General features: G+C 55.5%; 23 protein-coding genes. 2 read left to right on the top strand and 21 right to left on the bottom strand.

The window, feature by feature from the left end:
* Window positions 1-21: 21 nt before the first annotated feature.
* A complete protein-coding gene (locus tag GZ1_RS10875) occupies window positions 22-2,712 on the top strand; it encodes a penicillin-binding protein 1A (protein WP_060788469.1) in 2,691 nt (896 codons plus the stop codon).
* A gap of 103 nt (window positions 2,713-2,815) precedes the next feature.
* On the opposite strand, the gene nth is transcribed toward GZ1_RS10875, so the two are convergent.
* The 18 genes from nth to GZ1_RS10785 form a co-directional block, all read right to left on the bottom strand.
* On the bottom strand, window positions 2,816-3,487 hold the full coding sequence (gene nth / locus GZ1_RS10870) for an endonuclease III (RefSeq protein ID WP_060788468.1): 672 nt from the start codon (window positions 3,485-3,487) through the stop codon (window positions 2,816-2,818).
* A 103-nt stretch (window positions 3,488-3,590) separates the two neighbouring features.
* Complete coding sequence (locus GZ1_RS10865) at window positions 3,591-4,292, bottom strand: DnaD domain-containing protein (RefSeq protein WP_011231655.1); 702 nt, start codon at window positions 4,290-4,292, stop codon at window positions 3,591-3,593.
* A gap of 67 nt (window positions 4,293-4,359) precedes the next feature.
* The gene (asnS, locus tag GZ1_RS10860; RefSeq protein ID WP_020278328.1) at window positions 4,360-5,688 is read right to left on the bottom strand and encodes an asparagine--tRNA ligase; all 1,329 of its coding nucleotides are present in this window, start codon (window positions 5,686-5,688) and stop codon (window positions 4,360-4,362) included.
* A complete protein-coding gene (locus GZ1_RS18960; RefSeq protein ID WP_021322200.1) occupies window positions 5,688-5,858 on the bottom strand; it encodes a hypothetical protein in 171 nt (56 codons plus the stop codon). Before GZ1_RS18960 ends, asnS begins: the two co-directional genes overlap by 1 nt.
* Window positions 5,859-5,882: 24 nt before the next feature.
* Window positions 5,883-7,064, bottom strand: coding sequence for a pyridoxal phosphate-dependent aminotransferase (locus tag GZ1_RS10855; RefSeq protein WP_060788467.1), 1,182 nt, complete (start codon window positions 7,062-7,064; stop codon window positions 5,883-5,885).
* Between the two features lie 21 nt (window positions 7,065-7,085).
* Complete coding sequence (locus tag GZ1_RS10850) at window positions 7,086-7,562, bottom strand: cell wall elongation regulator TseB-like domain-containing protein (protein ID WP_015375254.1); 477 nt, start codon at window positions 7,560-7,562, stop codon at window positions 7,086-7,088.
* Between the two features lie 5 nt (window positions 7,563-7,567).
* Complete coding sequence (locus tag GZ1_RS18300) at window positions 7,568-7,738, bottom strand: YpmA family protein (RefSeq protein WP_011231659.1); 171 nt, start codon at window positions 7,736-7,738, stop codon at window positions 7,568-7,570.
* A 336-nt stretch (window positions 7,739-8,074) separates the two neighbouring features.
* Window positions 8,075-10,804 (bottom strand): ATP-dependent DNA helicase DinG, encoded by a 2,730-nt coding sequence (gene dinG / locus GZ1_RS10840; RefSeq protein WP_060788466.1) that lies wholly within the window; start codon window positions 10,802-10,804, stop codon window positions 8,075-8,077.
* A gap of 47 nt (window positions 10,805-10,851) precedes the next feature.
* The gene (panD, locus tag GZ1_RS10835) at window positions 10,852-11,235 is read right to left on the bottom strand and encodes an aspartate 1-decarboxylase (RefSeq protein WP_011231662.1); all 384 of its coding nucleotides are present in this window, start codon (window positions 11,233-11,235) and stop codon (window positions 10,852-10,854) included.
* On the bottom strand, window positions 11,217-12,119 hold the full coding sequence (panC, locus tag GZ1_RS10830) for a pantoate--beta-alanine ligase (protein WP_011231663.1): 903 nt from the start codon (window positions 12,117-12,119) through the stop codon (window positions 11,217-11,219). The genes panD and panC overlap by 19 nt, the downstream gene beginning before the upstream one ends.
* Entirely contained in the window at window positions 12,116-12,955 is an 840-nt protein-coding gene (gene panB, locus GZ1_RS10825) for a 3-methyl-2-oxobutanoate hydroxymethyltransferase (RefSeq protein WP_011231664.1), read from the bottom strand. Before panB ends, panC begins: the two co-directional genes overlap by 4 nt.
* 266 nt (window positions 12,956-13,221) lie before the next feature.
* A complete protein-coding gene (locus GZ1_RS10815; protein WP_011231665.1) occupies window positions 13,222-14,211 on the bottom strand; it encodes a bifunctional biotin--[acetyl-CoA-carboxylase] synthetase/biotin operon repressor in 990 nt (329 codons plus the stop codon).
* Window positions 14,169-15,383 carry a CCA tRNA nucleotidyltransferase gene (locus GZ1_RS10810; protein WP_015375257.1) on the bottom strand — a complete coding sequence of 405 codons (1,215 nt, stop codon included), beginning with the start codon at window positions 15,381-15,383 and terminating at the stop codon, window positions 14,169-14,171. Before GZ1_RS10810 ends, GZ1_RS10815 begins: the two co-directional genes overlap by 43 nt.
* Complete coding sequence (gene bshA, locus GZ1_RS10805) at window positions 15,380-16,516, bottom strand: N-acetyl-alpha-D-glucosaminyl L-malate synthase BshA (protein WP_011231667.1); 1,137 nt, start codon at window positions 16,514-16,516, stop codon at window positions 15,380-15,382. The genes GZ1_RS10810 and bshA overlap by 4 nt, the downstream gene beginning before the upstream one ends.
* Complete coding sequence (gene bshB1, locus GZ1_RS10800) at window positions 16,513-17,223, bottom strand: bacillithiol biosynthesis deacetylase BshB1 (RefSeq protein ID WP_011231668.1); 711 nt, start codon at window positions 17,221-17,223, stop codon at window positions 16,513-16,515. Before bshB1 ends, bshA begins: the two co-directional genes overlap by 4 nt.
* Before the next feature lie 5 nt (window positions 17,224-17,228).
* Window positions 17,229-17,663: a methylglyoxal synthase gene (locus GZ1_RS10795; RefSeq protein WP_011231669.1), complete on the bottom strand. Its 435-nt coding sequence runs from the start codon at window positions 17,661-17,663 to the stop codon at window positions 17,229-17,231.
* A 31-nt stretch (window positions 17,664-17,694) separates the two neighbouring features.
* The gene (gene dapB, locus GZ1_RS10790) at window positions 17,695-18,492 is read right to left on the bottom strand and encodes a 4-hydroxy-tetrahydrodipicolinate reductase (RefSeq protein ID WP_013524123.1); all 798 of its coding nucleotides are present in this window, start codon (window positions 18,490-18,492) and stop codon (window positions 17,695-17,697) included.
* On the bottom strand, window positions 18,489-18,824 hold the full coding sequence (locus GZ1_RS10785) for a nucleotide pyrophosphohydrolase (RefSeq protein WP_011231671.1): 336 nt from the start codon (window positions 18,822-18,824) through the stop codon (window positions 18,489-18,491). Before GZ1_RS10785 ends, dapB begins: the two co-directional genes overlap by 4 nt.
* 160 nt (window positions 18,825-18,984) lie before the next feature.
* Here GZ1_RS10785 and GZ1_RS10780 point away from each other — a divergent pair, with 160 nt between their 5' ends.
* Entirely contained in the window at window positions 18,985-19,857 is an 873-nt protein-coding gene (locus tag GZ1_RS10780) for a YitT family protein (protein ID WP_011231672.1), read from the top strand.
* A 137-nt stretch (window positions 19,858-19,994) separates the two neighbouring features.
* On the opposite strand, the gene ypjB is transcribed toward GZ1_RS10780, so the two are convergent.
* The 3 genes from ypjB to GZ1_RS10765 form a co-directional block, all read right to left on the bottom strand.
* The gene (gene ypjB / locus GZ1_RS10775) at window positions 19,995-20,783 is read right to left on the bottom strand and encodes a sporulation protein YpjB (RefSeq protein ID WP_013524124.1); all 789 of its coding nucleotides are present in this window, start codon (window positions 20,781-20,783) and stop codon (window positions 19,995-19,997) included.
* Window positions 20,784-21,136: 353 nt separating this feature from the next.
* Window positions 21,137-21,757, bottom strand: coding sequence for a lipoprotein heptaprenylglyceryl N-acetyltransferase LhaT (gene lhaT / locus GZ1_RS10770; protein ID WP_060788465.1), 621 nt, complete (start codon window positions 21,755-21,757; stop codon window positions 21,137-21,139).
* 78 nt (window positions 21,758-21,835) lie between these two features.
* Window positions 21,836-22,600 carry a menaquinol-cytochrome c reductase cytochrome b/c subunit gene (locus GZ1_RS10765; RefSeq protein ID WP_020755346.1) on the bottom strand — a complete coding sequence of 255 codons (765 nt, stop codon included), beginning with the start codon at window positions 22,598-22,600 and terminating at the stop codon, window positions 21,836-21,838.
* Window positions 22,601-22,613 lie beyond the last annotated feature (13 nt).

The following is a 22,613-nucleotide window of genomic DNA, read 5'->3' as shown; positions in this document are numbered from 1 at the left end:
TAAGAAAGGCAGGATTTGCTTATGTCTGGTGAATATCGTTCTCGCGTAGAACGAAAGCAGGCAGCGAAACAGACCAAACAGAAGAAAGCGAAAACGAAACGAGGAAGGTCATGGTTGAAAACCGTCGCCATTGCGATATTGCTGATGATGGTCCTTGGCGCCATCGGGGGTATTGCCACTTTCGCCTATTTCGTTAAGGACGCTCCTCCGCTGGATGAGGCCAAAATTAAAGATCCGCTTTCTTCCGTCTTGTACGATATGAATGGAAAACAAGTAGCGGAGCTTGGCGGCTACAAGCGAACGTACATTTCGTATAAAGACGTGCCGAAAGTGCTTGAAGATGCCGTCTTGGCAACAGAGGACGCCCGCTTTTATGAACATCACGGGATCGACATCGTCCGCTTGGCCGGCGCCGTCCTCGCCAACATCAAGGAAGGATTTGGGGCGGAAGGCGGCAGCACGATCACCCAGCAAGTCGTGAAAATGACATTCCTTTCATCAAAGAAAACGTTGGAACGGAAAGCGCAAGAAGCGTGGCTCGCGCTACAGCTGGAACAAAAATATTCGAAACATGAAATTTTGGAAATGTATTTGAACAAAATTTATTATTCAGACGGCATTTATGGCGTCGCACGCGCCGCCGAATATTATTTTGGCAAGACAGACTTGAAAAAACTCACTCTTCCGGAAGCAGCTTTGCTCGCTGGCATGCCCCAGGCCCCAAACCGGTATAATCCGTACGACCATCCGGAAGCAGCGAAAAAACGGCGTGACACCGTATTGTCGCTTATGGCGAAACACGGCTTCATCAGCGAAGAAGAAGCGGAAAAAGCGAAACAAGTGCCCATTCAATCGATGTTGGCGAAACGGAAAAAAACGCAAAATGACGTACCATATGACGCCTTCATTGATGAAGTGATCAAAGAAGTGACAGATAAGGCGAACGTCAACGTCTTTGAAGATGGGCTGAAAATTTATACAACGCTCGATCAAAACGTTCAAACATACGTAGAAAAGCTATTAAACTCTGACAAATACTTTACCAATAAGAAGGATTTGCAATCCGGCATCGCCGTCGTCGACACCAAAACAGGCGCCATTCGCGCGTTAGGCGGCGGTCGCCATCGCGACAATATCGAATTCGGCTTCAACTACGCAATCCAACCGGTCGGCCAGCCCGGTTCAACGATCAAGCCGATTTTGGACTATGGCCCGGCGATTGAATATTTAAAATGGTCAACCGCGCACATTCTTGTTGACGAGCCGTATACGTATTCGGACGGCACGCCGATCCGCAACGCCGGCGGGGGATATATGGGGCCGATCACCTTGCGGACGGCACTGGCAAAATCACGCAACATCCCGGCATTAAAAACGTTCCAAGCCGTCGGCAAAGAGCGGGCGATGGAGTTCGCTAACCGACTCGGCATGGGCTTTGATGAAGTATATGAGCCTTACGCTATCGGCGGAGTATCCCGCTACGTATCGGTGCTGCAAATGGCTGGAGCGTACACTGCTTTTGGTAATAACGGCGTCTATACGAAGCCATATGCCGTGACAAAAATCGTCTTCCCGGACGGCACGGAAATGGATTTGCAGCCGAAACCGAAACGGGTGATGCATGATTATACCGCCTACATGATCACGGACGTGCTGAAGTCTGTCATCCGCTCCGGAACAGGTCAATTGGCCAATGTTCCAGGACTTGAGCTCGCAGGCAAAACAGGGACGACGAACTATGGGAAAGATGGAGCAAAATTCGGCCTTGACCGGGACGATGTGCCGGACAGCTGGATTGTCGGCTATACGCCAAACTATACGGCGGCCATTTGGGTCGGCTTCAGCAAGCGAAGCAGCACGGCAAAGCTTAGTATAGAGGAACAAAAAATCCCGAAATACTTGTTGAAAAACTTAATGTCCCACATCGATGACGGCAGCGGAAGCTTCAAGCAGCCGGAGAGCGTCGTCAGACTGCCGATCAAAAAAGGCACGAACCCGCCGAAACTTGCCGGCAAATACACGCCGGAAAGCGAAATTACGTATGAATTGTTCGTGCGCGGCACTGAGCCGACGGAGACGGCGAACGACGTGCCGGAAGAACTGCCGGCGGTGAAAGGGTTGACCGCTGTGTACGACCAAGCGGCGAACGCCATCTCGGTTTCGTGGTCATACGATGAGCAAACCGATGAGACGATCTTCGAGGTGCGCGTCAAAGATGGCCAAGGTCAAACGAATACGATCACCACAAAAGACCGTTCGATCACGATTTCCAATCCGACGCCAGGATGGACGTACACAATCGCCGTGTACGCAAAAGACGGCGAACGAATGAGCAAACCGGCCATAGCCAGCGTTCATGTCCCCGGCGGAGAAGATCAAACTCCCGTGCCACAACAACCGGGGGATGACAGCCAAGGCAGCGGCGGGCAAAACGGCGGCACCGATCAAGGCAACAGCGGGAATAACGGAAACGAAAACGGTCAGGGAAACAACAATGAACAAAACGGCGGCGCAAGCGGCGGACAAGAAAATGGCAACAGCGGCGGGGCCAACCAAAACAATGGCCAAACGGATGGAACAAACAACCAAGGAACGAACAACAGCGGCCAAACGAACGGAACGAACGGTGGAACGGGTGCAAACAGCGGAACGCCGCCTGTCTCCCCGCCGTTAAAAAACGAATCCGGAGCGGGTCTTGGCACCCGTCCATAACCGTTGCATTCCCAAAAAACGGATGGCTTTTGCGCCATCCGTTTTTTCATGACCGACCGGCATGCTGCTGGCCCTTCTTCACCAAGCCCTTTCACGGCTCCGTTCACTTCTGATTTGCCGCTTTTTCCTCCCGTTTTCGCATCCGTTTTTTTCCTTCACGGCATAAATGAAGAAGAGGACATGACGGACATTGCGGAGACTGTGCCTTGCAATGGTAGCGGCCGAAAAAAATCATTCGGTGGTGGGTGATCGACCATTCTTCTTTTGGGATGATGTTCATCAGCGTCTTCTCGACTTCCAAAACCGAGTCGTCCCAGCGGCAAAAGCCGAGCCGTTTGCTGACGCGCTCGACGTGTGTATCAACCGCGATGGCCGGCACGCCGAACGCAACGGACACAACGACGTTCGCCGTCTTCCGCCCGACGCCCGGCAGCTTCATCAACTCATCGCGGTCGCGCGGCACTTCGCCGTTGTACTTGTCAATCAACATCGCGCACAGCTTTTGAATGTTTCGTGCTTTGTTCCGATATAAGCCGATTGAGCGGATATCTTGCTCGAGCTCCTCAAGCGGCACCGCAATATAATCGTGCGGCGTCCGATATTTTTCAAACAGCCGTTTCGTCACCTTGTTGACGAGCGCATCGGTGCATTGCGCCGACAAAACAACCGCAATCAGCAGCTCAAACGGATTGCGGTGCAAAAGCTCGCAATGCGCATCTGGAAACATTTTGGCCATCTCATCCAAACAGTAGCGGATTTGTTGCTTTGTCAGCACCTCGTCTCCTCCTTATTGCCATATTGGCCCGAACAAAACGACGCCTTTTACCGGTTCGATTGGCCATTTTTGGACAAACAAAAACGAGAGACAGCGCCTCTCGTTACGAGTCGAGCCAATTGAAAAACGGGATCGTCTGTTTAAATTCTCCCGCCGTCTGTCTCGCCGAACGGGAGGACGGCTTGCGAAACTTTTTGCCGTAATCGTGCGCCTGTTCAATCGTGCGAATGCCGTTCTTTTTCCATTCAAACAAGATGCGATCGATGTAGCGGAAATTCAACTTCCCCGACAGCACCGCTTCGCGCAGCGCCGCTTTAATGATGGCCGGCTCATGGCCGTCTTGATCGATCCACATCGCAAGCGTTTCACACTCGAACGGGGAGAGCGGGCGGCCAAACTCCTGCTCAAAAACGGTGTATAAGCTCTCCTCTTCCTCCTGCCGGCCGAGTTCCCCCTGTTGAGCCGCCTGGGTGTACAAATGATGCACGAGCTTCTCCCAAAGCGGTTCAAGCGTATATTTTTCGTTGCGAATGCCTTGTTCATCCGTATGCTCTTCAATCGCGATCATCCCTTTTTGCAAGAGCCGACGCACCATCTCCATGCATTCCGCTGCCGAGACCGTCATTCTTTCGGCCAGCTCGGCCGGCGTCGGAAACAAGACGCCTTCTTCGAAAAACGACTGCATATGCAAAAGCAAGACGAGCTCCCCCTCGCCCAACCCAAGCTGCTTGTAGTGGCCAAGCAACAGCTTCGGGACGGCGATGCTTCCTTGCGCCAGCCATTCGGCCACCTTTTTCTTTTCCATGCCGATGCACCTCAACTATAGTATAACATGACGGCGGCGAAAAAACCCCCTTTTTGCAGGGGGTTTTTTACGGATAAAGCCGGTTGAGCAGCCGCGGGAACGGAATCGTCTCGCGCACATGTTCGACGCCGCAAATCCAAGCGACAGTGCGCTCCAAGCCGAGCCCGAACCCTGAATGCGGCACAGAACCGTATTTGCGCAAATCCAAATACCATTCATACGCTTCAAGCGGCAAATGGTGCTCTTCAAGGCGGCGCTTGAGCAGCTCATAATCGTGAATCCGTTCCGAGCCGCCAATGATTTCCCCGTATCCTTCCGGCGCAATCAAATCGGCGCATAGCACAACGTCGGGGCGGTTCGGGTCCGGCTGCATATAAAACGGCTTCAAAGAGGTCGGATAGTGGGTGATGAACACCGGTTTGTCAAAACTTTCGGCGATGGCCGTCTCATGCGGCGCACCGAAGTCATCGCCCCACTCGATGTCGGTCAATCCTTTTTCATGAAGCAGCTTGATCGCCTCATCATACGTTAGGCGCGGAAACGGCGGTTTGACCAGCTCAAGCTTCGACACGTCGCGCCCGAGCCGCCCGAGTTCAAGCCGGCAGCGCTCGAGCACCGACTGCACAAGGTAGGAGACGTACTCTTCTTGCAGCCGCAAATTGTCTTCAAACTCATAAAACGCCATTTCCGGCTCCACCATCCAAAACTCGATCAAATGGCGGCGTGTTTTCGATTTTTCGGCGCGGAACGTCGGGCCGAATGAGAACACTTTGCCGAGCGCCATCGCCGCCGCTTCCATGTAGAGCTGGCCGCTTTGCGACAAATAGGCATCCTCATCAAAATATTTCGTATGAAACAGTTCGGTCGTTCCTTCCGGTGCGCTGCCAGTCAAAATCGGGGCGTCGACTTTCACAAACCCGCGGTCGTTGAAAAACTCATACGTCGCCCGGATAATTTCGTTGCGAATTTTCATGATCGCGTGCTGGCGCCGCGACCGAAGCCAAAGGTGGCGATGGTCCATCAAAAATTCGACGCCATGCTCTTTCGGCGTAATCGGATAGTCAACTGCTTCTTGAATGACTTGCAAATCGGCAACCGACAGCTCGTAGCCAAATGGGGAGCGCTCGTCGATGCGCACCGTGCCCGTCACATAGAGCGACGTTTCTTGCGTCAATGTTTTTGCGCGTTGAAACACCTCTTCCGAGACGTTCGCCTTTTCGACGACGCCTTGAATAAAGCCAGTGCCGTCGCGCAGCTGCAAAAAGACGATTTTCCCGCTTGAGCGCTTGTTCGCGAGCCAAGCGCCGATCGTCACTTGTTGTCCTACGTATTGATTCACTTCCGCAATCGTCGTCGTTTTCACGCACTGATTCCCTCCAATAATCGACACGTCCATCATTCGCTATTATACCGTTCCGTCGGCGTCACGGCAACGACCAGCCAAAGCAGCGCAAAACGATGCTGCCCCCACCAATCGCCCTTCGGCGCAGCCGCCCGGAGCCAGCCGACAGACCGACGCGGAAAAAGCGGCTTTGCGCCAAACAAAGCCGCCCTTTTTCTTTCCACTCTGACACCTTGGCGCAAAGCGCCTTAGGCCCGCGCCTCCATAAACCGGCGGATGCGTTCGATCGCTGTCTCGAGCGCCTCAAGCGAGGTCGCGTACGACAAGCGGACGTAATCCGGCGCCCCAAACCCAGAACCAGGCACAAGCGCGACTTTCGCTTCCTCCAACAAGACGGCGACGAACTCGTCGACCGTGCGGCATTCGGCCATATCCGCCGCCTTTCGGGCGTTCGGGAACAAATAAAACGCTCCTTGCGGTTTGATGCAGGTGAAGCCTGGAATTTGCACAAGCTTGTTATAAATGATGTCAAGCCGCTTTTCAAACGCTTGGCGCATTTGTTCGACCGGCTCCTGCGGCCCGCTGTAGGCGGCAATGGCCGCATATTGAGCGATCGATGTCGGATTCGATGTGCTATGGCTTGCTAAATCGGTCATCGCTTGAATGATGTCTTTCGGTCCAGCCGCGTAGCCGATGCGCCACCCTGTCATCGAGTGCGATTTCGATACGCCGTTGATGATGATCGTCTGCTCCTTCAGCTCCGGCGACAGTTCGGCGATCGACACATGTTTCGCCCCGCCGTAAATCAATTTTTCATAAATTTCGTCCGAAACGATCAACACGCCATGCGCCAAGCATACTTCCCCGAGCGCTTTCAGCTCCTCGGCCGTATAAATCATGCCGGTCGGATTGCTCGGGGAGTTGATAATCACCGCCTTCGTCTTCGGGGTAATCGCCTGTTTCAGCTGATCCGGCGTCATTTTAAAGTCGTTTTCTTCCAGCCCTTCAACGTAAACCGGAACGCCGCCAGCCAGCTTCACTTGTTCCGGGTAGCTCACCCAATACGGCGTCGGAATGATGACCTCATCGCCTTCATCAAGCAGCACTTGAAAGAGCGTATAAAGCGCATGCTTCGCCCCGACACAGACGATGATTTCCGCCGGCTCGTATGAAAGCCCTTGATCGCGGGCAAATTTTTTGATGATTTCCTCTTTCAGTGCCGGCAACCCGCCTGATGGCGTATATTTTGTATGCCCTTCATTCATCGCCTTGATGGCCGCCGCGATAATGTGCTCAGGCGTGTTGAAATCCGGTTCGCCGGCCCCAAGGCCGATCACGTCGTATCCGGCCGCTTTCAGTTCCTTTGCTTTCGCCGTAATGGCCAATGTCGCCGATGGCGTCAGCGACGCCACCCGTTTTGCCAGTTTCATCGCTTCTTCCCCCTCACGTCCTCACTGTTGAAAACTGTACCTCTTCAGGAAGGCCCCATCCGCAAAGTGAAGGTAATAAAACGAATACCTTCCTTCCGCATCAATATATGTCAACTCCCAAAGAGGCACGCCTTTTTCCATGCCAAGCGTCGCGTCGATGATGCGCCGCGGTCGGCGGTCGCGTTGCAAAATGGCGCGCGCTTCCGCCTCGCTGATGCCGCTGTCCACGCCCTTGACGACGACACTCCCCTTTTTTTCAGGCACCCAAACGACGACCGCTTTCCCTTGTTTTGTTCTTCCGATGAATACGGTGCACGCTTCGTCGCCATAATATGTATAGACTTTCTTCACATCAGCAAGCCCGGCGGCTTCCTTCGCCCGCGCCAACGCATGTTCCACCATCAGCCGCTTGGGCGCCATCGCCTCGTCATAAATCGACCATGCCTGCCAAATGAGGAATCCAAAAAAAAGCAGAGTGAACCAACCCCACTTTTTCATCGTGATCACGTCCGATAAATCGTAAAGATGGCCTGGCGCTTGTCGTTTTCATCCAAGGCAAGGCCAAACATCAAATTGTCGCGCTTCAGCGTTCGGTTCAAGCAGTCGACAATTTTGTACAAGTCGTCGGAGTGCTGAACTTTGACGGTAGCGAGCACTTCGATTTTGCTTTCCATTTTCGTCGTTTCCTCCTGTGCGGCGCAAATTTTGTTACTTATACACGCCGGCGGCTCCGGCAACAATACAAATACAGCGAAGGTGACATCAAAGGCGTGCTTCTTCGCACCTCTGCGGCCAAGCCGACAAAGCCAAACGGCAAGGCGCAAACTGTCATCGCAGTTGTGCTTCTTCCCTATTATAGCAGGTTTGTCCGATCATTTCATAACAAATTTGCCCGCCTACACCGTCAACGCCAATTTGCTTCTTTGCCCCCGCTTCATGCGGGGTTTTTTGCCGCCTGACACCTTTAGATTGCGCCGTTTCGTCCATCTTTATGAAACATAAAGCGCGCTTTAAGAAAGCCAAGTTTCCGCCTTGTCGAGCAGCTCAGAAAGCGCGCCTTCATGCATCGAAAGCGGCGGCAAGGAAGCGAGAAAATCCGCGCCGTACGGGGAAGCCAAAAGCCGCCGATCCAGCACAAATACGGCTCCTTTGTCGTCTTCCGTGCGAATGAGGCGGCCAAACCCTTGCTTAAAACGAAGCACCGCCTCAGGAAGCGCCAGCTCGGAAAACGGATCGCCGCCTTCTAGGCGAATGCGCTCGCTTTTTGCCTCCATCACGGGATCGTCCGGGGGCGCAAACGGCAAGCGGGCGATGACAAGCACATCGAGCGCTGAACCTGGCAGATCGACCCCTTCCCAAAAGCTGCTCGTCCCAAACAACACCGCATGCTCAAACTGCAAAAACGTCCGCAAGAGCTTTGCCGGACTGCCGCTTTGCACCCCTTGAGCGATCAAAACAAACGGCTCGCCTTCTTCCTCCGTCTTCAACGCATCAACCGTCAGTTTCAACAGTTCATACGAAGGGAACAACACAAGCACCCGCCGTCCGAGGCGTCGGGCGATCGCAAGCACCGAAGCGGCGACCGCTTCGGCGTAATCTTCAAGCGGCACGGCAGAAACGAGCGGCATGTCCGCCGGCACGAAGAGCGCGGCCTGCTCCTCGTAACGAAACGGCGACGGAAACGAGCGGCAAAGTGGATAAAAATCCTCAAGACCGAGACGCGCCGCCATATACGTGAACCGGCCGCGGACAGTGAGCGTCGCCGACGTCAAAACGACGCTCCGTTTTTTCATAAACAGTTGATCGGCGAAAAAGTCAGCAAGGTCAACCGGCTGCGAGTAAAGGCGGACAGCGTTCGCCGCCCCTTTTTCGTCCGCTTCGATCCACCGGACGACACCCGGCTCCTTTTCGGTCAGCAAACGCACGAGCGCAGCCATTTGCCGGTTGAGAGCCGCCAAATCAGCCGACAGCAAGGCGGATGGTGGGAAATCGCCACTCGTATCAGCGGATAGAAGCGGCTTCGCTTCAGCGGATAGCGCCGCCGCCAAATCGCGCAGGCGCCAGCATAACTCCACCGCCGCCTGCCACGCCCGGCTCTGTTCGTCCGTCGGCGAAAAGCGATAGCGGCAACGTCCAGCGCGAGCTGGCTTTTTGTCCAACGCATAGCGGCGCAACAGGCGGAACAGCTCGCCCCCTTCAAACTGCAGCTCCTCAAGACGCTGCTGGCAACGGACAAGAGCCCCATTCGGTGCGTCCTGTTCTGCTTCTTGCCATTTCGCGATCGTCTGCGCGATTTTGGCGGTCAGCAGGCGAAACGACACATAGCCAATCTGCTCGCCAAAACACCGGGCGGCGGCATCTTCAAGCCGATGCGCCTCATCGATGATCAGATGGCGAAACGGCGGCAAAAGCGGCGCCGGGCCGGTCAAATCATGAAGCAAAAGCGCATGGTTGGTAATGACCACATCCGCCCGTTCGGAGCGCTCTTTCGCCCGGGCGAAAAAATGATGCCGCCCGCCGTCTTCCTCTTCGCCGATGGCAAGCGCGGACAATAGGAGACGGGCGCCGGATGACACATTCAATTCGTCCAAGTCGCCGCTGTCGGTCTCAAGCAACCAAACGAGCACCTGGCATTTCAAGAGCGCCGCATCGTACGTGTCAGACGGCTCCGACAAAAACGAAGCGAACTTGTCAAGGGATAAGTAATTTTGCTTTCCTTTCAAAACGGCAACGCGGAGCGGAAACGGCGCGATTTGCCGCAATACCGGCCAATCGCGGCGAATGAGCTGCTCCTGCAGATGGAGGGTATGCGTGCTGATGACGACCCGCTCTTGCTGCTCACAGGCAAAAAAAGCAGCGGGAATCAAATAGGCGAGCGATTTGCCAAGTCCAGTCCCTGCTTCAATGAGCGCGTGCTGGGACGTCGACAGCGCCTCATAAACGAGCCGCATCATCTCCCACTGCCCCGCGCGCCGCTTGTAGCCGGGAAGCGGAAGGGGCGGCTCCTGTTCGCAAAAGGCAGCGAACGAAGCCAAAGCGGGGCGCCGATCGCTCTCATCTGGCTCCGGCGCCGGTTGTTTCAACGCAATGCCGCGGTATACGGCGACAGCGCGGTCGGCCGGCGCCTTGTTCCGCTTTTTGGCGATGACCGCATCAAGGAGCAAGTAAATATCGCTTTTCAAGTGGCGGGCAAGACCGCGCAGTTGCTCAAGCGTCATAAGCGGCAGACGGGAGAGCCGCTTGAGCAAGGCAATGAACAGCTTGGCGGTCACTTCCGCATCGCTGTCCGCTTGATGCGGACGATCGTGGTGAAGGCCGAGCTGCCTCGCCAAATCGCCGAGCTTATAGCTTTCGGCAGTCGGCAACACGATGCGGGCGAGCTCGACCGTATCGATCGTCGGACCGGCAAACGGCGGCCAGCCAGCCCGTTCAAGCTCGGCCTGCAAAAACGGCAAATCAAAGTCGACGTTATGGGCGACAAAGTAAGCACCGTGCATCAAGGCGGCGATCTCGCCCGCCTTGTCAGCAAACAGCGGCGCTCCTTCGACCATCTGTTCGTTGATGTTCGTCAGCTGCTGAATGAACAGCGGAATGGGCTGTTCCGGGTTAAAAAAGCTGGCAAACCGTTCGACAATCAGGCCATCTTCGACGACCGCCATGCCGAGCTGGATGATCCGATCGCCTTTTTTCGGCCCATTTCCGGTTGTCTCCAAGTCAATGATGACAAAGCGCGTTGCCATAAACGATCACCTCAAAACGAAAAGGGGCGGAAAGCCCCTTTTTGCCCTCATAAAACCGTATGCGCCGGCTCTTCGGCGATGAGCTGCACAATTCGGTTGTTTTCGTCCATAATCGCGATTTTCGGTCGATGGGCGGCGATTTTTTCCTCTGGAACGAGCACATATGAGATGACGATAATAACGTCCCCTTTTTGCACAAGGCGGGCGGCGGCGCCGTTTAGGCAAAAGACACCGCTGCCGCGCTCACCGGGGATGACGTATGTTTCAAAACGGGCTCCATTATGATTGTTCACTACCTGTACTTTTTCATTCGCCACAATGCCGACGGCATCCAAAATATCTTCATCGATCGTGATGCTGCCGACGTAATCGAGATTGGCCTCTGTTACACGAGCGCGGTGAATTTTGGCGTTCATGAGCGTGCGAAACATGCTTGCTCCCCCTTTCCATCCCCTTGTTCGCCGGTTTTGGGCAACTCAATCATGATATTGTCGATCAACCGGGCGCTCGCAAATCGGACGGCGACAGCGATCAGCACTGTCCCGGCGAGCGTCTCAAGCGGCGTCAAGTCCGGATATGAACATACTTCGACATAATCGATCTCAGCGTGCGTATGCGCTTCAATATGCTCTCTAACCATCCGGCGGATGGCCGCTGCGCTCCGCTCCCCTCGTTCGACGGCGGAAGCGGCTGCTTGAAGCGCTGCATACAGCGCCGGCGCCTCACTCCGTTCTTGCGGCGACAAATAGACGTTGCGCGAGCTTTTCGCCAGCCCGTCCGCCTCGCGGACCGTCGGCACCGGCACGAGCTCGATCGGAAAATTGAGATCGCGGATCAAGCCGTCGACGACCGCCACCTGTTGGGCATCTTTCATCCCAAAGTACGCGCGGTCGGGCATCACAATGTTGAACAGCTTCATGAGCACCGTCGCCACGCCGTCAAAATGGCCGGGGCGCGACCGTCCGCACAGCACGTCGGCGCGCGCTTGAACGATCGCTCGTACGGTAAGCGGCTCCGGATACATCTCGTCCGCTTCCGGATGGAACAAGACGTCGACTCCATGCTGTTCGGCGATGCGCCGGTCGCGCTCGAAATCGCGCGGATAACGGGCAAAGTCTTCGTTCGGTCCGAACTGAAGCGGGTTGACGAAAACGCTTAGGACGACGATGTCGTTTTCCGCGCGCGCCCGATCGATGAGGGAGGTATGCCCTTCATGCAAATAGCCCATCGTCGGAACGAACCCGATCGTCTTTCCTTCACGTCGATATTGGCGCATGAGCGCCTGCATCGCTGCAATCTGATCCATCACGATCATCCTTGCTTTCCTCCGTAAAGCGCCACCCATTCTTCTTCCTTCATCGTAAACGTGTGCGCCGGCTCCGGGAACTGGCGCAGTTTGACATCAGCGACGTAGTTGGCTAACGCCTCAACGATCGTCTCTTGGATGGACGCGTATTGTTTCACAAACTTCGGCACGCGGGTGACACCGTAGCCAAGCAAATCGTGATACACGAGCACTTGGCCGTCGACTTCCGCCCCGGCGCCGATGCCGATGACGGGAATGGTGAGTTCCCGGGCCATGGCCGCCCCGAGCTGCTTCGGAACACACTCTAAGACAAGGGCGATCGCTCCCGCCTGCTCGCATTGTTTCGCATCATCGAGCAGCTTTTTCGCACTTTCGGCATCTTTGCCTTGCACTTTATAGCCGCCAAGAACGCCGACCGATTGCGGCGTCAACCCGAGATGGGCAACGACCGGCACGCCGGCTTTCGTCAGCGCGGCAATCATGTCGACGACTTCATCCGCTCCTTCGACTTTAACGGCGTTCGCCCCTGACTCTTGCATGATGCGGCGGGCGTTTTGCAGCGCCTCTTCTTTGGACGCATGGTACGACATAAACGGCATATCGGTGACAATAAACGTGTTCGGCGCACCGCGGCGAACCGCCTTCGTATGGTGGATCATATCATCGACCGTCACCGGGATCGTTGAATCATACCCGAGCACAACCATGCCGAGCGAATCGCCGACCAAAATCATGTCGACGCCGGCTTGCTCGGCAAGCTTCGCGGACGGAAAATCGTAGGCGGTCACCATCACGATCGGCTCACCCGCCTGCTTCATGTGGAAAAAATCGGTTTTCGCTTTCATTTTCGTTCCCTCCTCTTTGACTGCAGAGGAGATGAACCGCCCGAAACAAAACGTCCTTCTTTCCCGCCTTGAGAAAGAAGGACGCCATAAAACCGCCGTCGGTTTCGTTCATCCCTCTGTCCTAGTCCTTCAAAAAAGGATCAAGGCAGATCATTTCCTTCACCTATTCGTGCTGTCGGCCTCGGTGCAGTTCTTCTTGCGAAAGATACTGCCCTTTTCCTCGCTTTGTATTTTAACAAAATTGTTACAATTTTTCTAGTGGCAAATTAGAACTGAATATCGGCAGAATGGATGTAATGGATGTCCTTTTGCTCATCTTCAAGGATGAGCAGCCCGTCGTCGGTGATGCCGCGGGCGATGCCGTGAATCACGCCGTTCAGCGTTCTCGCTGTCACCGGCTTGCCGATCGAAACGGCGTACCCTTCCCAAAGAAGCTTAATCGGACGGAAGCCATGCGCCAAATATTGCTCATACAGCCGCTCAAGCCGGAACAAAATTTCCTGAATGAGCGGGGCGCGCTTTACGGGCCCGCCCTTTTCAATGGCCAGCGATGTCGCGATGGTCCGGATATCCTCCGGAAACTGCTCGATCGTTTGGTTGACGTTGATGCCGATGCCGATGATGACCGAATGGACGCGGTCAGGGTCGGCTTGCAGCTCTGTTAAAATGCCGACGCACTTTCTGCCGTCAAGCAAAATGTCATTCGGCCATTTAATGTCTGGGACAAGCCCGGTCACTTCCTGAATCGCCTGGCTGACGGCCACCGCGGCAAGCAGCGTCAGCTGCGGCGCCCGCTGCGGCGGGATGGCCGGCCGCAAAATGAGGCTCATCCAAATGCCCGTCCCTTTTGGGGAAAACCATTTCCGATCCAAACGCCCGCGCCCGGCCTTTTGCTCTTCCGCGACGACGAGCGTTCCTTCCGGCGCCCCTTCATACGCGAGCCTTGCCGCAATGCGCTGCGTCGAATCGACTTCGTCAAAAAAGTGGATCGTGTGGCCAAGTTTTTCCGTTTTTAAGCCGAGCTGGATTTCGTTGGCCGTCACTTTATCCGGCGTGCTGATAATCCGGTAGCCAAGGCGGCGCACTGCTTCGAGTTCAAATCCTTCTTTGCGCAGCTCCTCGATATGCTTCCATACCGCCGCCCGCGAACAGCCGAGCTGTTCGCTGATTTTTTGCCCGGACAAAAACTCGCCGTTCGCTTCGGCAAACAACTCTAACAGTTTTTTTCGTGTGTCCGATTGCGCTCCATGAGCCATGCGTAAATCCGCTCCTTCTCATTTTCGACTTCGCTGCTGACGACCGCCCGCCAGATGGCATCCAGCGTCTCTTTCACCCACGGACCGGCCGGTTTTCCAGCCCAGCGAATGACGTCTTTCCCGTTGACGGCAAGCTCCCCTTTCGTTTTGATCGGCAGCGCCGCAAAGCGGCGGCGGAGCTCCTCATGATGCGGTTCAGACGGCGCGCCGCAAAGCGCGGCGCGCACCGCTTCAACCGATAGCGCCCGCTCGAGGCCGGCTGAAAACAACTGTTCGTTCGTCCACTCCTCCGGCCTAGGGACATCATCGAGCGCCGCCAAAATGGCGCCAGCTTCATCGATTACTTTGTTGGGAAGCTTCCAGGCGCGCAAAAACGGACGGATGTCTTTGACATCAAGCGCGCGGCAAAGAAGCGCCCAGCGCTCTTCGCGCTTTGTAAGCCACGGCCAGCGAAAGGCGGCGGCCGAGCGCAGCAGCTGCACTTTTGCGGCCAGCCCAGGCAAATAAGCGAACAGCCCGGTATCGGCCAACAGCGGCAGCGCCTCGGCAACGAACGGACCGGCGAGCAGTTTTTCCATTTCCATGGTCATCCGTTCGACAGAAATGTGGGCCATAAGCGGTGCGTTTTGGACAATCGCGCTCTTCGTATCCTCAGAGAGCGCAAATCCGAGCTGGCTGACGAAGCGAACAGCCCGCATCATGCGGAGCGCATCTTCGCGAAACCGTTCGTCCGCCGCCCCGACCGTGCAAATGAGCCGCCGCTCGATCGCCTCTTGTCCGCCAAACGGATCAATGATCGTTCCGCGTTCATCCATGGCGATGGCGTTCATCGTGAAATCGCGCCGCTTTAAGTCTTCCTCAAGCGAACGAACGAACGTCACCGACTCCGGACGGCGATGGTCCTCATAATCGCCGTCCGTGCGGAATGTCGTCACTTCGTACGCCGTTCCTTCATGCACGACGACGACCGTGCCGTGTTTCGAACCGACGTCGATCGTTTTCGGAAACAAGCGCATCACTTCTTCCGGCAGAGCGCTTGTCGCAATATCGACGTCGCCAATTGGACGCCCGATCAACAAGTCGCGCACCGCGCCGCCGACAAAATACGCCTCATAGCCATGCCGCTTCAATTGTCGGATAATGCCGAGCGCCTGTTCAAACGGCGGTTTCATCGTTTCACCTTCCTTGCCGCAAGCGAAGCGTACAGCTGTTCATACTGGCCGACGATGTCGGCCGAGCGGAACTTGCGCTCAACCGTTTGCACCGCCTGTCTTGCCATCTCAGCGTGCAACCGGCAGTCTGTCAACAGCGCCATCGCCTGTCTTGCTGCCTCTTTGACATCGCCAAGCGGGCATAAAAACCCGGTTTTCCCATCCTCAATCACTTCCGGAATCCCGCCGATGGCCGTGCCGATGCACGGAACGCCGCACGCCATCGCTTCAAGCAATACGAGCCCGAAGCTTTCTTTTTCGGACAAAAGCATCATCACATCACTGATCGAATACAGCTCTTCGAGTTTATCCTGTTTTCCTAAAAAGCGGACATCATCTTGCAGCCCAAGCTCTTTCACAAGCCGGCAGACGACGGTCATTTCCGGACCGTCGCCGACAAGCAAGAGCTTGGCTGGCACGTGCCGGCGCACGATGGCAAACGCTCGCACTACATCAGGCACACGCTTCACTTTCCGGAAATTCGAGACATGGATCACAACTCGTTCATCGTCGCGAATGCCGTACTCGCGCCGTAAATGGCCCGCTTCCCGACGACGGTAGACGCGTTCATCGACAAAATTGTAGACGGTATGGATCGTCGCTTGCACATCGAGCAGTTCATACGTCTGCCGGGCAAGGGCGTCAGACACCGCCGTAACGATATCCGACTGCTCGATGCCAAATTTGATCATATCGGAAAGCGACGGGTCATAGCCTAACACGGTGATATCCGTGCCGTGCAGCGTCGTGATGATCGGCAGCTCGCCGACCATTTGCCGCGCCAACACCGCACAGACGGCATGAGGAACGGCGTAATGGGCATGAAGCACATCGAGCCGTTCCCGCTTTGCCACCTCAGCAATTTTGCTTGCCAATGCCAAATCGTACGGCGGGTATTGAAAGACGGAATATTGGTTGACACTGACTTCATGATAATAAATGTTGCCGTACACTTTATTCAAACGAAACGGCATGCTCGATGAGATAAAGTGAATCTCATGCCCCCGCTCCGCCAGCAGCTTGCCAAGCTCAGTGGCGACCACTCCGGAGCCCCCGACCGTCGGATAGCAAACAATCCCGATTTTCAGCTTCATCGCTCCTCCTCAAACAAATTGGAAAGATGAATCGGCGTTTTCGTCAAAAACCCTTCCGCATACGCCGCGCCGATTTGTTGACCGAACCAGCGCTCGCGGCTTTCAATCATCTCGATGTAGCCGTTGGTCAGCGGGGTGTCAACCGAGCCAGGCCGTTTTTGAAACTGGCTTTCGTACGCGCGCAGGCTGTCCAGCTTGTCATTGATCGTTTCGCTAATATCGATGAGAAAATGCGGGCGGCAAAAGGCATTGATCATATAATAATACACCGCCCGAACGCGGTGCGCATCGCCAAGCTCTCCGGCGCCATAGCGGCGGATGCCGGCGGAAAAGACCGCTTCCTCGACAAGGCGGGCGCATCGCCCGTGATCCGGATGTCGATCTTCCCAATAGGGGGCGAATACAAGGCGCGGCCGATAGCGGCGGATGACCGCTGCGATCTGGCGGATCGCCTCTTCCTCGACGTAAAGGCCGCGGTCAGGCAACCCAAGATTGAACCGCTCGGATACACCGAGCCGGCGGGCCGCCTCGGCCGCCTCTCTCTGCCGCTCGTCGACCGTGCCGTTGGACGACAGCTCGGCTTGCGTCAAGTCGCAAATGACAATACGGTACCCACGGCGTACGTATTTGGCGATCGTCCCTCCCATGCCGATTTCGACATCATCCGGATGGGCGCCGAACGCCAACAAGTCACACGTTTCCTTCATCGCTGTCACCTTTCTGTTTTCGATTCCTCCCCGCCTTTTGTTTGGCCGCGCACAATGCTGCGCCATGCCAAATCGCCGCGCTCCAACGCGCGGATGAGCAGCTCGGCCGTGCCGATGTTCGTCGCCAACGGCACGGCATAGACGTCGCAAAGCCGCATCAATGCGCTGATGTCCGGCTCATGCGGCTGGGCGGTGAGCGGATCGCGGAAAAAAATGACCAGATCCATTTCATTGCGGGCGATCATCGCCCCGATTTCTTGGTCGCCTCCGTACGGCCCTGATTGGAAGCGATGAACGGGAAGACCGGTCGCCTCCTGGATGCGCAAGCCGGTCGTGCCGGTGGCGTACAATTCATGGTTGGCAAGCACAGGCGCATAGGCGGTCGCAAATGCGACCATCTCTTCCTTTTTTTGGTCATGGGCAATTAACGCGATTTTCATTCCATTCTCCCCCGTTTGCGCAGTTTGCACACTATTCCAAAATATGCTCCAGCCCATAGACAAGCGTATGTAAATGCATCACCGTTTCCACTGCCAGCTTCACCCCGGACATAAACGAGCGGCGGTCGAACGAATCGTGGCGGATCGTCAACGTCTGGCCGTTGCCGCCGAAAATCACTTCTTGATGAGCGACAAAGCCCGGCAGACGGACGCTGTGGATCGGGATGCCGTCATATTCCGCGCCGCGCGCGCCAGCAAGCGTTTCCTTTTCGTTCGGGTGGCCTTGCTTTTTCGACGGTCGCACTTCGGCAATGAGCTGCGCCGTCTTCAACGCCGTTCCGGACGGTGCGTCAAGCTTTTGATCATGGTGCAATTCAATGATTTCCACATCAGTGAAATATTTGGCCGCCATGCGGGCGAATTTCATCATCAACACCGCTCCGACGGCAAAGTTCGGCGCAATGATGGCGCCGATTTCTTTCTCTTCCGCCAGCTTGGTGAGCCGCTCGATATCTTCCGGCGTAAATCCAGTCGTGCCGACGACCGGACGAACGCCGTAACGCAGCGCCAGCTCGGTGTGCCGCTTTCCGGCTTCCGGCGTTGTCAAATCGATCAATACATCCGGCTTCACCTCGGCAAAACAGCGGGCCGCATCGGTGTAAATCGGGGCGTTGACGCCGGAAAATCCGTCGATCTCCGCTAAATTTTGTCCATCGTAACGGCGGTCGATGACCGCAGCCAGTTCAAAGTGATCGGTTTGCTGCACGAGCGCAACCGCTTCTCGGCCCATGCGGCCGCGCGGCCCCGCGATGACAATGCGAATCGTCATGATCCTTCCTCCTTCCGCGTCCAGCGGTCGCGGTCGCGGGTGCGAAACTTGTCCATCACCCGGTCGTGCGCCGCCTGCAAATCAATGCCGAGCGAATTGGCGAAGCAAATGAGCACAAACAGCAAATCGCCCAGCTCTTCTTCCACCGTTTTTTCTTGTTCGGTCGCCTTTTTCGGTTTTTCCCCGTAGTAATGGTTCACCTCGCGCGCCAGCTCGCCGAGCTCTTCCGTCAGCCGCGCCAGCATGGCGAGCGGGCTGAAATAGCCTTCTTTGAATTGACTGATATAGTCATCCACTTCCTGTTGCATTTGTTTCATCGTTTTCTCCTGCATGGCTTGTCACCTCGCCTGTTTTCATGTTAGCGAAAAGCGGCGCATTTGACAAATGTTTTCGCCCGCTGGCAATTCCGTCCGTTTTCGCTCGTCATTGCCTATATGGACAAGTTCCTCTATAATTAAGGGCGCCGACTATTTTTGCGGACGGAGGGACGGTATGATTTTTGGACTAAAGATCAAAAACTGCCTGTTTATTTTGCTTGGCGCCGCCATTTTCGCCTTCGGGCTCGTTCATTTCAACATGCAAAACAATTTGGCGGAAGGCGGGTTTACCGGCATTACGCTTCTTCTTTATTTTTTGTTCGGACTGGATCCAGCGATCACCAACTTGGCGCTCAACATTCCGCTCTTTTTCATCGGCTGGAAGCTGCTCGGCCGCCAGACGTTTCTCTATACCGTCATCGGCACGGTCGCCGTTTCCGTCTTTTTGTCCATCTTTCAACGCTACATGATTCATATGCCGCTTCGACATGACATGACGCTCGCCGCCTTGTTTGCCGGCGTCTTTATCGGCGTCGGCCTCGGCATTATTTTCCGCTACGGCGGCACAACCGGAGGCGTCGATATTATCGCCCGCCTCGTCCATAAATATAAAGGCATCAGCATGGGCAAAACGATGTTTGCCTTTGACGCCACCGTCATCACGTTGTCGCTTCTTCTTTACCTGTCATACCGCGAGGCGATGTATACGTTGGTCGCCGTCTTTATCGCCGCCCGGGTCATTGATTTTCTGCAGGAAGGCGGCTATGCGGCAAAAGGGGCGACCATCATCTCAGAAAAAAGCGAAGAGATCGCCAACCGGATCTTGACAGAGATGGAGCGCGGCGTCACTGTGCTCAAAGGGCGCGGCTCGTATACGAAGCGCGACCGCGACGTCTTGTATTGCGTCGTCGCCAAAAACGAACTGCCGCGCTTAAAAAGTGTCATTATATCCGTTGATCCGCATGCGTTCGTCGCCGTCACCGATGTGCATGATGTGCTCGGCGAAGGGTTTACGCTCGATGAACAAAAGCGGCCGCTGGAACCATGAAAAGCCGCTGGCGCGAAAGCCCAACCGGGACAAGCCCGGCAAGCGCCGCTTGAAAGTGCCGGGGCGGTGCTTGCACAAAGCGACGGGAAAACAAAAAAGAGGGGGAAACGTTTCCCCCTCGCAAAAAGCGCCGGTGCTTAGTCTTCCGGCTGCCGCGCCCGCTTCTCTTCCTTTTCTCCTTTGTACTTCCGCCAGCCAACGTACGTCAGCGTCAACACGATCACTCCGCCAGTGGAAATCATCACCCAAATCAGCGACGGATCAGCTTCGTCCTTTTTCACCCCGGCAAACAGCGCTTCAAGATCTTGACGCGCATCGGCGAGTTGCTCGCGCTGCTCGTCTTCGCCGCGTTGCCAAAACGCGGCGGCCTGCAACGCCTCAAGATCATCATCGACCTTTGTCGCGATATCCGGCGGCACGTCGATTTTCACACTCGGCTCGATCAATGTATAGCGGTCAAGCAACTGGCGGAGGGCAGCGGCATACGCTTTCTGCTCGCCTTGTTGTGCCGCCTTTTCGACCGCGGCAAACGCCTCCATGACAGCCGGCTCCATCTCCGTCCAAAGCGGCTGGTATGTCGAATGGATGGCGTCAACAACAAGGCGAAACTGGGTGATCGCCGCCACTTTGTCTTCCGCGGAGATCGGCGCCGTCATCGCCTTGACTGCCTGCTCGTGCGTCACGGTCACCGCCCGCAATTCATCGGCCGATTTCAACCGTTCTTTTGCCCCAAGGGCGAAAAACCGCTCGGAAAAATAGCGGAGCACTTCTTTTGCTTCGGCAAAACGACCGTTTTTCGCCAATTGCAGCGCCTCGTCGGAAATATCGTCCAACTGCTCCCAACCGTTTGTTTGTCCAGCCGCGCCAATGGGCGCTGGCCATAAAAAGGCGAGCGACAACAACATGGCTAGCCCGATTCGCTTCATCATCGTCCCTCCCTCATCCACTAGTACAATGTATGAAGGAGTGGACAAGAGTAGACCAGGCAACTGCTATATAGATGCAATTCGAAGCTTTGCCATTTGCACCTTTTACCGAGTATTTGATCGACTGTCGGGGGACCGAACAACGCCGCTTCCAGACCCATATATGGGTCTAGGGGGGGGGGCAGGCGGTTGTTCGGTCTTCCGTCACGCCAAGGCGTGACGGAGGCAAGCCTGTGGCTTGCCTTCGACAGTCGAAAATGGACAAACCGCTTTTCCGTCAAGGATATGTGAAACTCCTTCGTTGCATCTATATAGAAAGCTGCCGCCCAACGTTCCTCCTTGTGTTCCACGCTCTACTCTGATGCCTGCCGGAAAGACATGCCGCCCGGCAGAAGCGGCTGGCGCCGGAGGCGGACGCCAAGCTGATACGCAGCGGCAATCGATGCGATGCTCAACCAAAACGTAAAATAGCCGATTTCGTTGGCGTAGTCAGCCAGCACACTATAGCGCGGCATCATGCCAAAAACGTAGTCGATGATATCGTTATGCAGCGTCCACACGGCCGCCAGCATAAGGTGAAGGAAGCGGAATCGATAAAACCGGGCGTACAGCATTCCTTCGATCGCCATCGCCCCGTGCGAAACGATGAGCATCCAGCCGGCCCAATCCAGCGTGCCGGTAACGCGCCAAACGAGCACATTCATCACGACCGCCCAAATTCCATACTTCACAAGCGTCACCAAAGCCAACGCTTCAAAAAGCGGCGCCGACCTGCCGAAAAGCCATGCCACAAGGACGACAAGAAAAAAAAGGCTCGCCGTCGGACTGTCAGGAACAAACGGCAAAAAGACGGGCGGCGTATCGGCAAGTTGATAACGATACCAATAATATCCATAGATGGTGCCGGCCGCGTTGACGAACAAGAGCAGCCAAACAACCGGCCGGGAAGCCAACAGCGCATAAAGCCATGCCATCATCTGCACCTCGCCTCGGTTTCATGTTGGCACGAAAAAAGCTGACTAACGCGAGTCAGCTTTTTCGTGTCGAAACGATTATTCCGCTTTCAGTCCGGCAATAAATTCGGACAGCTTTTTCAGCTCTTCATCCGTTCCTTTAAAGACGCCAGCCGGCATGTTGCCTTTCCCTTCCTTGGCAATCTTCGCGATTTCTTCCGGCTTCAAGCCGGTGCCGATGAGCGACGGACCAGCGCCGCCGGACAAGTTTTGTCCGTGGCACGATGTACATGTGTTCGCTTGAGCGATTTTATAGCCTTCCGCGTTCGTGTCAATTTTCACTTCCGCCCGAATTTTCCCTTGTTCAGCCGCTTTTTTCCAGTCGTGTGTGACGACCGCTTCCCATGTCAAATAAATCATCGCCGCAAGCGCCAACAGCATCATCCCGGTCGCGACCGGACGCTTCCAAGGACGGCGCTCTGGGCCGCGGTCCAAAAACGGCGCCAACAAGAGCGCGCCGAACGCCAACCCTGGGATGATGATCGCGCCGACGACCGTATACGGACCAGACGCATACGAATATTTGAGCAATTGGTATAAGAACAAGAAATACCAGTCAGGCAGCGGCACGTACGTCGTGTCCGTCGGGTCGGCGATCCGCTCAAGCGGCGACGGATGGGCGACCGTCAAGCATAAGAAACCGACGAGAAAGACCGATCCGACCAACCATTCCTTAAGCAGGAAGTTCGGCCAAAACACTTCCGTTTTCCCGGGATATTCCGAATAGTCCTTTGGAATATTCGGTTTTCTCACCGCGGGAACACGGGAATCGCCGACGAATTTCATTCCTTTTCCGCGATGCATTGCGTGGTTCCCT

Origin of the sequence: Geobacillus zalihae NBRC 101842, from assembly GCF_001544135.1 — a bacterium.
Classification (GTDB): Bacteria; Bacillota; Bacilli; order Bacillales; family Anoxybacillaceae; genus Geobacillus; species Geobacillus zalihae.
Note: the sequence above shows the minus strand (reverse complement) of the source record. Positions and strands in the feature narration are given on the sequence as shown.

What these genes read in the sequence shown, in the direction of transcription:
- GZ1_RS10875 (WP_060788469.1), top strand. Translation starts at nt 22, where the DNA reads ATGTCTGGTGAATATCGTTCTCGCGTAGAACGAAAGCAGGCAGCGAAA.
- GZ1_RS10865 (WP_011231655.1), bottom strand. Translation starts at nt 4,292, where the DNA reads ATGGAAAAGAAAAAGGTGGCCGAATGGCTGGCGCAAGGAAGCATCGCC.
- asnS (WP_020278328.1), bottom strand. Translation starts at nt 5,688, where the DNA reads ATGGACGTGTCGATTATTGGAGGGAATCAGTGCGTGAAAACGACGACG.
- GZ1_RS10855 (WP_060788467.1), bottom strand. Translation starts at nt 7,064, where the DNA reads ATGAAACTGGCAAAACGGGTGGCGTCGCTGACGCCATCGGCGACATTG.
- GZ1_RS10850 (WP_015375254.1), bottom strand. Translation starts at nt 7,562, where the DNA reads ATGAAAAAGTGGGGTTGGTTCACTCTGCTTTTTTTTGGATTCCTCATT.
- GZ1_RS18300 (WP_011231659.1), bottom strand. Translation starts at nt 7,738, where the DNA reads ATGGAAAGCAAAATCGAAGTGCTCGCTACCGTCAAAGTTCAGCACTCC.
- dinG (WP_060788466.1), bottom strand. Translation starts at nt 10,804, where the DNA reads ATGGCAACGCGCTTTGTCATCATTGACTTGGAGACAACCGGAAATGGG.
- panD (WP_011231662.1), bottom strand. Translation starts at nt 11,235, where the DNA reads ATGTTTCGCACGCTCATGAACGCCAAAATTCACCGCGCTCGTGTAACA.
- panC (WP_011231663.1), bottom strand. Translation starts at nt 12,119, where the DNA reads ATGATCGTGATGGATCAGATTGCAGCGATGCAGGCGCTCATGCGCCAA.
- panB (WP_011231664.1), bottom strand. Translation starts at nt 12,955, where the DNA reads ATGAAAGCGAAAACCGATTTTTTCCACATGAAGCAGGCGGGTGAGCCG.
- GZ1_RS10815 (WP_011231665.1), bottom strand. Translation starts at nt 14,211, where the DNA reads ATGGCTCATGGAGCGCAATCGGACACACGAAAAAAACTGTTAGAGTTG.
- GZ1_RS10810 (WP_015375257.1), bottom strand. Translation starts at nt 15,383, where the DNA reads ATGAAACCGCCGTTTGAACAGGCGCTCGGCATTATCCGACAATTGAAG.
- bshA (WP_011231667.1), bottom strand. Translation starts at nt 16,516, where the DNA reads ATGAAGCTGAAAATCGGGATTGTTTGCTATCCGACGGTCGGGGGCTCC.
- bshB1 (WP_011231668.1), bottom strand. Translation starts at nt 17,223, where the DNA reads ATGAAGGAAACGTGTGACTTGTTGGCGTTCGGCGCCCATCCGGATGAT.
- GZ1_RS10795 (WP_011231669.1), bottom strand. Translation starts at nt 17,663, where the DNA reads ATGAAAATCGCGTTAATTGCCCATGACCAAAAAAAGGAAGAGATGGTC.
- dapB (WP_013524123.1), bottom strand. Translation starts at nt 18,492, where the DNA reads ATGACGATTCGCATTGTCATCGCGGGGCCGCGCGGCCGCATGGGCCGA.
- GZ1_RS10785 (WP_011231671.1), bottom strand. Translation starts at nt 18,824, where the DNA reads ATGCAGGAGAAAACGATGAAACAAATGCAACAGGAAGTGGATGACTAT.
- GZ1_RS10780 (WP_011231672.1), top strand. Translation starts at nt 18,985, where the DNA reads ATGATTTTTGGACTAAAGATCAAAAACTGCCTGTTTATTTTGCTTGGC.
- ypjB (WP_013524124.1), bottom strand. Translation starts at nt 20,783, where the DNA reads ATGAAGCGAATCGGGCTAGCCATGTTGTTGTCGCTCGCCTTTTTATGG.
- lhaT (WP_060788465.1), bottom strand. Translation starts at nt 21,757, where the DNA reads ATGGCATGGCTTTATGCGCTGTTGGCTTCCCGGCCGGTTGTTTGGCTG.
- GZ1_RS10765 (WP_020755346.1), bottom strand. Translation starts at nt 22,600, where the DNA reads ATGCATCGCGGAAAAGGAATGAAATTCGTCGGCGATTCCCGTGTTCCC.